We start from the raw sequence: 8,574 nt of genomic DNA on the forward strand, positions 1-8,574 counted from the left end.
GCCGAGCGTGTTGTGTATCTATCAGGGCCGGTAGGGCCGATACTTGCCGCGCAACGCTAGCGAGCTGGACGATCGTCCAGTACGCTTCCGTGAACGATACGTACAGCGAGGGCGAGAGGTTCGCTACCGACCGGGCAGCCGATCGGTGGGCGGCTCCCGCCCCGGGACCGAAGGAGCGGCCGTGGCGGTTTCCCGGCGATCGATGCTGGCCGGTACCGCGGCCGCCACCTTCGCGGCCAGCGTGGCGGGCGGGAATCCCGCTGCGGCGCAACCGGCCCCGGGCACGGGTGACGGCCAGGGCTATCTGATCGGTTGCGGCATGGCCGATGTGACCGGCGCGGTCGCGGGCCAGGGCATGATGGGCTACTCGGAGCTGGACCAGGTGGCGACCGGCCTGCTCATGCACTGCTGGGCCCGCGCATACATCGTGGTCGACCGGGCGACCGGGGACCGGGTGGTATTCGTCAACGCCGATATCGCCTGCCTGTTCCAGTCGGTGCACCTGGCGGTCCTGCAGCGGCTGGCGCGGCGGTTCGGCGCCCTCTACACCGAGCGCAATGTGAACCTGAACGCCACGCACAATCACAACTCCTGCGGCGGCACCGCGCGCGAGTACGCGTATTCCCTTGCCGCCTACGGTTTTCAGCAGAACTCGCACGATGCCGAGGTGGACGGGATCGTCGCGGCGATCGCGGCCGCGCACGAGCGGCTGGCGCCCGGCACCGTCCTGCTCGGCCACGGCGAACTGCACGACGCCAGCGTGAACCGCTCGCGGGCGGCCTTCGAACTGAACCCCGCCGAGGACAAGGCGGAACTGCCCGACGCCATCGACCCGCAGGTGACGGTGCTGCGACTGCGCCAGGGCGGCAGGGACGTCGGCGCGATCACCTGGTTCGCCACCCACGGCACCTCGCTCACCGACCACAACACGCTCATCTCGGTCGACAACAAGGGCTACGCCAGTTACCGCTGGGAGCACGACGAGATGGGGGTGCGGCACCTGGACGGCCCGCCGAGTTTCGTGGCGGCGTTCGCGCAGACCAATGCGGGCGATATGACGCCCAACCTGAACATCACGCCGTGGCATCCGTCCGGTCCGACCGACGACAACCGAACCAACTGCGCACTCATCGGCGAGCGCCAATATCGAGCGGGGCGTGCGGCTTTCGCGTCGGCGCGCTCGATGGGCAGCGCCGGTGTCGACGCCATGCTGCGCTACGTGGACATGGGCGACACCGCGATCGACGGCGCCTACACGCCCGACGGCAAACCGGCGCGCACCGCCCCGGCCATGATGGGGACGGCGGCCGCGGCCACCAGTTCCGAGGACAATTGGAAGACCCAGCTGCCCTTCCTGCGGGAGGGTGACACCAACCCCGTGGTGGCCGCGCTCGGCGGCGTGGACGCGCCGATCGAGCAGTGGATGCGGGATGCCCAGGCGCCCAAGATGATCGTCGCGCCGCTGGGAATCCTGCCGCCGCGGCCGTGGGTGCCGCCGGTGGTGCCGATCCAGATCATGCGCATCGGGGATCTGGTGCTGGCCTCCGGCCCCGCCGAGTACACCGTGGTGTCGGGACTGCGGATCCGGCGGCTCGTGGCCGGGGCGCTGTCGGTACCGCTGGAGAACGTGCTGCTGCAGGGCTATGCCAATGGCTACAACGGGTACGTGACCACGCCCGAGGAGTACGTCTCCCAGCAGTACGAGGGCGGGGAGACGCTGTACGGCCGCTGGACACTGTCGGCGTACATGCAGGAATTCGACCGGCTCGCACGGGCTTTGGCGGCGCGGATCGATCTCGGCCGCGGCCCGGCGCCCCTGGACTGGACCTCCGGAGCACAGCCGAACCTGCTCCCCGCGGTGCCCGCGGACGTCCCCGCGCCCGGTCGGGCGTTCGGTGACGTCCTGACCCAGCCGGAGCCGAACTACGGAGCGGGACAGACCGTTTCGGTGGGATTCGTCGGAGCCCAGCCCAACAACGATTTCCACACCGGCGGAACCTATTTCGAGGTGCAGCGCAGCGCGGGCGGCGGCTGGCGCCGGGAATTCGACGACAACGACTGGTGCACCGAACTGCATTGGGCGCGCCCGGACGGCCAGCCCGCGGCCTCGGTGGTCGAGATCCGGTGGACGGTACCCGATGATGCCGAATCCGGGCGCTACCGCATCGAATACACCGGTGACAGCAGGGATGCGGCCGGGCGCACCGCGCGGTTCACCGGTATCTCGGCCGAATTCACCGTCGGCTGAGCCCGCCGTCCCGTAGCGCGCCGGTGGTATCGAGAATCGCGCGCACCACCCGCCGCGGACTGTCGATCATCGGCACGTGACCGGCGCCGTGCAGGATCTCGAACCGGGCCTGCGGCGCCCTTTCTCGCGCGACGGCCCCGTTGACCGAGATCGGCAGCAGGCGGTCCCGCGCGGCCCAGGCGAGCGTCACCGGGCCCGGGAGCGGGTCCAGCGGCGCGATCTGCGACCGAGTGCCGAGCATATCGTCGAGGATCGGACAGGACAGCAGATCATCGGCGATGCCGAGGGCCTGCCGCGCGGTCAGCCGGTCGCCGTGGACGCAGATGTCACGAAATGCGATACGGCGCACGGCGGCCGAGCGCAGGCCGATCGGCGCCACCGGGCGGGTGAGCCGGGTGATCATCGCGAGTCGGGCGATGATCGACGTCCCGCCGCTGTGGCTGGTTTCGCCCGCGGTCCAGAAACCTGCCGGGGAGAGGGCGCAGACGCTGCGTGCCCGTCCCCGCCGCGCGAGTTCGATCGCGATCCATCCGCCGAGCGAGTTACCCGCGATATGAGCGGTGTCCCAACCCTGTTCGTCCATTCGCCGTTCGATGTCGTCGACGAGGTCGCCGATGTCCACCGGGCGATGCGGCGGGGGCGGCCCGCCGCGATGGCCGAGCAGCGTGGGTGCGAGGACGTGATGGTGGCGCGACAGGGCGGGGACGAGGCCGTCCCACACGCGCCCGGACATGGAGACGCCGTGCAGCAGGATCAACGGTGATGCGCTCACGGGCCGATTCTCTCCTGCCGTTCCTTCGCGGTGCGGGTCGGCCCCGAAGCGAATCCTTGCGCCGGACTGGAGCGCTGCTCTAGAGTGGTGCTCTAATGGACTCTCGATCTACCCGCTCCGATGCTCGTCACGCCGTGCTGTCCGCGGCGGTGGAGCTGTTCGACGCCCGCGGTTACGACGCGGTGTCGATCGCGGAGCTGACCGCCGCGTCCGGGGTGAGCAACGGATCCATCTACCACCACTTCGGGGCGAAGGACGGCGTCCTGGCGGTGCTGGTCGTGGACGCCCTCGCCGGATTCCAGGCCGGTGTTCTCGAAACACTGGACGCCCGAACCGATCCGGCGTCGGCGGTCCGGGCCCTCGTCGCGTACGAACTGCGGTGGTACGAGGAGCATCCCCGCGCCGCGCGCCTGGTGATCGCCCATCGCGACACGGTGGCCGCGAGCGCGCGGGGGCGTGAACCACTGCGCGAGATCAATCGGGAATTCGGTCGTCGCCTGCGCGCCTGGCTGCGCGAACAGCAAGGGTCCGGGGCGCTGTCGGAGGCGGTGGACCCGAATCTGCTGTACGCCATCGCGTTCGCGCCCGCGCACGAGACGGGCAAGCTCTGGCTCGCGGGCCGGATCAGGAAGCGTCCCACCGATTTCGCCTCGGCACTCGGCGAGGCGGCGTGGGCAGGTTTGCAAGCCGTGTAACGAAAGGACGTGCGCGCCATGACAATCGACGTCTGGGCTCAGCATCCGACCGCAGAATTCCTGGCTCAGGACATGTTCGCGGCGCTGCGCCGATGGACCGGCGGCGCCATCCCGTCCGGGCCGATTCCGCTGTCGGTGACCCTCGACGCCATGGACGCCGGGGGAGTGGACCTGGCGCTCATCACCGCCTGGCACGCTCCGGAGGGTGCGTTGATCTCGAACGACGAAGTGGCGCGGTGCGTGTCGGCCGCGCCGGAGCGCCTGGCGGGCATCGCCTCGGTCGATCTGCGCAGGCCGATGGAGGCCGTGCGCGAGCTGCGGCGGCGCGTGCGTGACGAGGGGTTCAAGGGACTGCGGGTGCTGCCGTGGCTGTGGGAGTCCCCGCCCACGGACCGGCGCTTCTACCCGCTGTTCGCCGAATGCGTCGAGCTCGGCGTCCCGTTCTGCACCCAGGTCGGGCACACCGGGCCGCTGCGGCCGTCGGACACCGGGCGGCCGATACCGTATATCGACCAGGTGGCGCTGGACTTCCCGGAACTGACCATCGTGTGCGGGCACGTCGGCTACCCGTGGACGGAGGAGATGATCGCGGTGACTCGCAAGCACGGGAACGTCGTGATCGACACCTCCGCCTACACCACCGAACGGCTACCGCCGGAACTGGTTTCGTATCTGCGGACCGGAACCGGACGCCATCGGGTGCTGTTCGGCTCGAACTTCCCCATGATTACGCCGGGTCACGCCCTCGACGGGCTCGATAAGCTCGGGCTCGACGACGAGGTGCGGGAGCTGTACCTGGAAGGCAACGCGCGCAGGGTATTTCGCTTGTAACGCAGGCTTGTCCGGCCGGGTGCTCAGTACCGACGCCGCGACCAGGCCTGCGTGGAGACGCGAGCCAGCAGGCGGGCGGCGGGGTCGCCGACGGCGCGCCCGTTCGCTAGCGGGCCGGTGTAGCAGACGGCCAGCGCATACGGCGGAGCGTCGGGCGGAAAGACGAGCGCACCACTGTGCCGCAGTCGGCGTCCCCAGCTGTTCTTGACGGCGATGCGGGCGCCGGCGGGCAGGCCGGTCGGAAGATCATCGCGAAAGGCGTTGCGCTCCAGCACCGTCAGCTCCTCGGGGCGCAGCGCCAGGAGCAGCCGCGCCAAACCCGCGGCCGTCACCTGGTTGGTGGCCCCGGCCTCGCGGGCCGGATCATCCTCGGGCACGCGAGTCATCCGGGCGCCGGTCATGCCCATGTCGTGCCACATCCGGGCGACCCGTTCCAGGCCGATACGCTCGACACAGAGGTTCGCGGCGAGATTCGACGAGTGCGTGATCATCCGCTCGGCCAGCCAGCGCACCGTCGCCCGGCCGCCGATGCGCCGCCACGGAATCGGATCGCTGTCGTCGTCCGGACGGATATCGAACCACCGGCCCGGGACCTGCGACGCGAACCGATCGTGTACGGGCACCGCGACATCGAGGTCCGTCCCGCCGCGGTACAGCGCCGCCAGCACCGCGGCCCGCACCGTGCTCGCCGCGTCGTGGGCGGCATCGGCGTTGATCGCGTAGAACGGAGCCTCGCCGTGCCGGACTGCGCAGATCGACAGCATGCCTCACAGCCTATCCACGGTGACTGTGAGGTTCTTTACGAATTGTCGCATTTCGGACAAATATACGATTCTGGGAGAGCGCGGACCGGGCTCCCTCGTAGCGTCGTCCGGTGGCGCCCGCGCAGCCTCGGCCGGTTGCGCTGCTGTCGGTATGTGCTACTTCTCGGACGCCTCGGGAAGCGCTGTGGCGTACTCGGACTCGCGTGCGTCCATCGCCGCCTCGAGATGAGCCGCCATGGCCCGCCCCGCGGCGTGCAGAGGTTCGGTGGACCGGAGCGTGCGGCTGAGGATGAACGCGCCTTCCAGCGCGCTCAGCATCGCGAGCGTGAATTCCCGTGCGGGGCCGGGGCGCAGGCCGCGCCGCACGAAGTATCCGGCACCCTCCTCGATCCAGGAGGCGATGACCTCCGCCGCCACCTCGCGCAGCGGCGGTTCGCTGTCGGCGATCTCGCCGGCGACCGTGCCGACCGGGCACATGTTCATCCAGCCGGACTGTTCGATATCGGCGGCCGCGGCGGCGAAGGCGGCCGGGACCGCGTCGCGCAGCTCCTCGAAGGGGTCCATCAGCAGCGGGATCAGCTGGATGTAGGCGGCGCCGCTGGTGCGCAGCGCCTCCGCGGCGATCTGCTGTTTGCCCTCGGGAAAGTGGTGGTACAGCGAACCGATCGGCGCGCGAGCCGCCGCGGTCAGCTGCTTGACGCTGGTCGCGCCGTAGCCCTGGCGGCGCATCAGCTCGGTCGCCGCGGTGAGGATGCGCGCTCGGGTGCCGGTTGACATCTGCTCCGCCATGCCACCACACTAGAGCATGCGCTCTAGAGCGACTGTTCTAGCGGAAAGGTAGGGTCGTATGCCTGTCGTCGAGGTGCCCGCCGGGCCGGTGCACTATCTCGAGCACGGAGAGGGCCCGCCGGTGGTCCTGCTGCACGGGCTGCTGATGAACCACACCGTCTGGGATTCGGCTCTGGACATGCTGCCCACCGGCTTTCGCTACATTCGGCCGGACCTGCCGCTGGGCTCGCATCCCGAGCCGATGCGCGACGACGCCGACCTGACCCTGCGGGGCCTCAACGTGTTGATCGCGGATTTCCTTGCAGCACTGGATCTTCGAGATGTCACGCTGGTGCACACGGACTGGGGCGGCGGGCTGTTCCTCACCGCCTACGGGCTCGACGAGCGGGTGTCACGGCTGATCGCGCTGCCGTGCGAGGCGTTCGACAACTTCCCGCCGGGACTGCCCGGGAAGATGTCGGTCCTGGCCCTCGGCGTTCCGGGCGCCCTGCCGATCGCGTTGCGCCAGTTGCGCATCGGGTGGATACGCCGCTCACCGCTGCTGTTCGGGCGGATGGCCCGCTATCCGCTGTCCGACGAGCTGGTGCGCGGTTGGACCGAACCCGGCCTGCGCGATCGGAGAATCGGGCGTGACGTGCGGAAGTACGGTCTGTCGCTGCCGCGCAAGGACGAGCTGATCGCCAATACCGAAGCGCTGCGGAATTTTCCGGGCGAGGCACTGGTGCTGTGGTCCTCGGCCGACAGGGTGATGCGCCGCGAGTACGGGCGCCGGCTGGCGGGGTTGCTGCCCCGGGGGCGGCTGGTCGAAATCGATGACGCCTACGTGCTGTCCATGCTCGACCAACCGCAGGCCGTCGCGAAGGCCATGGCGGAATTCCTCAGCGCGAGTTCGTCATGAGTACGCCGACAGGCCGCCACGGCCCGGCCGATCACGCAGCCGCTCGGGGCGATCAGAAGTAGTGCCGTCGGCCCCCGACGGGACGGCCGACCCCGCCCAGCAGCACCAGCACCGCGCCGACGACGGCCAGTACGATGCCGATCGTGGTGAGGATGGGGATGCTGAGCAGGTATCCCACGATGATCAGCAGGATTCCGAGAATGATCATGGTGCTACCTGTTCTGTCAGCCGTGTGACCGGGCGTGGCGGGTGGTCTGTGGCGAGCCTGCGGCAGGTCGCCGGAACAGACGGCTCCACGACCAGGCGGGGCTCTCGGCGGCCGGTCGGGCCATGGGCTCGGTGGTGCGCCGGGCGGCGGTGGCTTCGCGACGTGAGCGGCGAAGTTCCCTGCGCACCTTGGCATTACGCCGGGTGCTGGTCAGCGCGCCCGCCATCACCAGTGCGAGACCGAGCATTCCGGCCGCGCCGATCGCGGCCCCGACCGCGAAGAGTTCACCCTGCGAGCCCGCGAACGACTGGTCGAACACGGTGAACTCGGGTGACAGCAGATGTCCGTCGCCGAGGTTGGCGGACACTGCGGCGACGCCGACGGCGACGGCGGCGAGCAGCACGATCAGTCCGATGAGAACAATCATGACAATCCCAAACTTTGTCGGATGGTTGTGTTGTGGCAATGCCCTCGGCGGTGCGGTTCAAACGGCTCGGCGGGGACCGCGAGCCGGGAGGGCGATGCCAGATGTCCACCGAGAGTTCGGGATTGCCGCGCGGTAACGCCCGGGCGACCGCCCCGAAACCGTATGCCTATACGGTGAAAGGGTGCCGAGGAACCCATTGCCCGCCGTGGGGCGCGCCATCGCGCGCCGCCCAGCGGTGATGCGGGCCGCCCCCGCCGTCGCCGTTCTGGAACGCATCGTGCGCAGGGTCAGCCGCGGGCGTCGCGGTGTGCTGGATCTGGCCGGACTGCCCTCGATCGAGCTGACCGTGCTCGGCCGCAAGACCGGCCTGCCGCGCACGGTGTCGCTGCTGTACGTCCCCGACGGACCCGGTACCTACCTCCTGGTCGGTTCGAATTGGGACGGCCCAGGCATCCGGCGTGGTCGGCCAACCTCGACGCCGCCGAGCACGCCGAAATCCACAGCGGCGGAGAGCGTTTCAAGGTCCGCGTCCGCCGCCTCACCGGCGCGGACCGCGACCGCGCCTGGCACCGGGCCGTCGCCTACTGGCCCGGCTACACCATGGAGCAGCGCCTGGCCACCGGCCGCCCCTTCCGCCTCTACGAACTCACCCGCATCTGACCGCGATTCCCGCACCCCGTAGCCCTTCCCGCACGCCTTTACAACACGTGCAACGGGTGCGGGAGCGGGCGCGGGGTGCGGGAAGCGGCCGTGCTAGCGGCGCCGGAGGAAACGGCGGCGGGGGGAGCGGTGGGACTCTGCGCGGTGGGCCAGGTCGGTGCTGCGTTCCTTTGCGCGGTCGGCCAGTTCGGCGGCGCGTTCGGAGGCCTCGGCGGCGAGGGTCCAGGCGCGGTCGCGGTTGGCGTCCGCGAGTTCCCGGCTGCGCTGGCGGGCGCGGCGGGC

General features: G+C 70.0%; 9 protein-coding genes and 2 pseudogenes. 5 read left to right on the forward strand and 6 right to left on the reverse strand.

The window, feature by feature from the left end; genetic code table 11:
- The first annotated feature begins 181 nt into the window (after positions 1 to 181).
- The gene (locus NM1_RS09690) at positions 182 to 2,248 is read left to right on the forward strand and encodes a neutral/alkaline ceramidase (protein ID WP_068016822.1); all 2,067 of its coding nucleotides are present in this window, start codon (positions 182 to 184) and stop codon (positions 2,246 to 2,248) included.
- Here NM1_RS09690 and NM1_RS09695 read toward each other — a convergent pair.
- Complete coding sequence (locus NM1_RS09695) at positions 2,235 to 3,020, reverse strand: alpha/beta fold hydrolase (protein ID WP_084519317.1); 786 nt, start codon at positions 3,018 to 3,020, stop codon at positions 2,235 to 2,237. The two genes, NM1_RS09690 and NM1_RS09695, sit on opposite strands and share 14 nt — an antisense overlap.
- Before the next feature lie 95 nt (positions 3,021 to 3,115).
- Here NM1_RS09695 and NM1_RS09700 point away from each other — a divergent pair, with 95 nt between their 5' ends.
- Both NM1_RS09700 and NM1_RS09705 read left to right on the forward strand, forming a co-directional pair.
- The gene (locus tag NM1_RS09700) at positions 3,116 to 3,715 is read left to right on the forward strand and encodes a TetR/AcrR family transcriptional regulator (RefSeq protein WP_084519318.1); all 600 of its coding nucleotides are present in this window, start codon (positions 3,116 to 3,118) and stop codon (positions 3,713 to 3,715) included.
- Between the two features lie 18 nt (positions 3,716 to 3,733).
- Positions 3,734 to 4,546 (forward strand): amidohydrolase family protein, encoded by an 813-nt coding sequence (locus NM1_RS09705; RefSeq protein ID WP_068016828.1) that lies wholly within the window; start codon positions 3,734 to 3,736, stop codon positions 4,544 to 4,546.
- A 23-nt stretch (positions 4,547 to 4,569) separates the two neighbouring features.
- Here the strand turns inward: NM1_RS09705 and NM1_RS09710 are convergent, their stop codons facing one another.
- Both NM1_RS09710 and NM1_RS09715 read right to left on the reverse strand, forming a co-directional pair.
- Positions 4,570 to 5,310, reverse strand: a complete 741-nt coding sequence (locus NM1_RS09710) for a serine hydrolase (protein ID WP_068016831.1) — start codon at positions 5,308 to 5,310, stop codon at positions 4,570 to 4,572.
- A gap of 156 nt (positions 5,311 to 5,466) precedes the next feature.
- Positions 5,467 to 6,099, reverse strand: coding sequence for a TetR/AcrR family transcriptional regulator (locus NM1_RS09715; RefSeq protein WP_084519319.1), 633 nt, complete (start codon positions 6,097 to 6,099; stop codon positions 5,467 to 5,469).
- A 58-nt stretch (positions 6,100 to 6,157) separates the two neighbouring features.
- Between NM1_RS09715 and NM1_RS09720 the strand changes: the two genes are divergently transcribed.
- Positions 6,158 to 6,997 (forward strand): alpha/beta fold hydrolase, encoded by an 840-nt coding sequence (locus NM1_RS09720; protein ID WP_068016834.1) that lies wholly within the window; start codon positions 6,158 to 6,160, stop codon positions 6,995 to 6,997.
- A 52-nt stretch (positions 6,998 to 7,049) separates the two neighbouring features.
- On the opposite strand, the gene NM1_RS42965 is transcribed toward NM1_RS09720, so the two are convergent.
- Entirely contained in the window at positions 7,050 to 7,205 is a 156-nt protein-coding gene (locus tag NM1_RS42965) for a DUF6131 family protein (protein WP_169814225.1), read from the reverse strand.
- A 16-nt stretch (positions 7,206 to 7,221) separates the two neighbouring features.
- Positions 7,222 to 7,632: a hypothetical protein gene (locus NM1_RS09725; protein WP_068016837.1), complete on the reverse strand. Its 411-nt coding sequence runs from the start codon at positions 7,630 to 7,632 to the stop codon at positions 7,222 to 7,224.
- 238 nt (positions 7,633 to 7,870) lie between these two features.
- Between NM1_RS09725 and NM1_RS09730 the strand changes: the two are divergent.
- A pseudogene (locus tag NM1_RS09730) lies at positions 7,871 to 8,292 on the forward strand (nitroreductase family deazaflavin-dependent oxidoreductase).
- Positions 8,293 to 8,385: 93 nt separating this feature from the next.
- Here NM1_RS09730 and NM1_RS42970 read toward each other — a convergent pair.
- Positions 8,386 to 8,574, reverse strand: a pseudogene (locus NM1_RS42970) (DoxX family protein); the annotation flags it as partial.

The sequence above is a fragment of the Nocardia mexicana NBRC 108244 genome (assembly GCF_001613165.1).
Classification (GTDB): Bacteria; Actinomycetota; Actinomycetes; order Mycobacteriales; family Mycobacteriaceae; genus Nocardia; species Nocardia mexicana.

Excerpts from the sequence above, each read along its gene's own strand:
- NM1_RS09700 (WP_084519318.1), top strand. The coding sequence starts at position 3,116 with ATGGACTCTCGATCTACCCGCTCCGATGCTCGTCACGCCGTGCTGTCC.
- NM1_RS09705 (WP_068016828.1), top strand. The coding sequence starts at position 3,734 with ATGACAATCGACGTCTGGGCTCAGCATCCGACCGCAGAATTCCTGGCT.
- NM1_RS09710 (WP_068016831.1), bottom strand. The coding sequence starts at position 5,310 with ATGCTGTCGATCTGCGCAGTCCGGCACGGCGAGGCTCCGTTCTACGCG.
- NM1_RS09715 (WP_084519319.1), bottom strand. The coding sequence starts at position 6,099 with ATGGCGGAGCAGATGTCAACCGGCACCCGAGCGCGCATCCTCACCGCG.
- NM1_RS09720 (WP_068016834.1), top strand. The coding sequence starts at position 6,158 with ATGCCTGTCGTCGAGGTGCCCGCCGGGCCGGTGCACTATCTCGAGCAC.
- NM1_RS42965 (WP_169814225.1), bottom strand. The coding sequence starts at position 7,205 with ATGATCATTCTCGGAATCCTGCTGATCATCGTGGGATACCTGCTCAGC.
- NM1_RS09725 (WP_068016837.1), bottom strand. The coding sequence starts at position 7,632 with ATGATTGTTCTCATCGGACTGATCGTGCTGCTCGCCGCCGTCGCCGTC.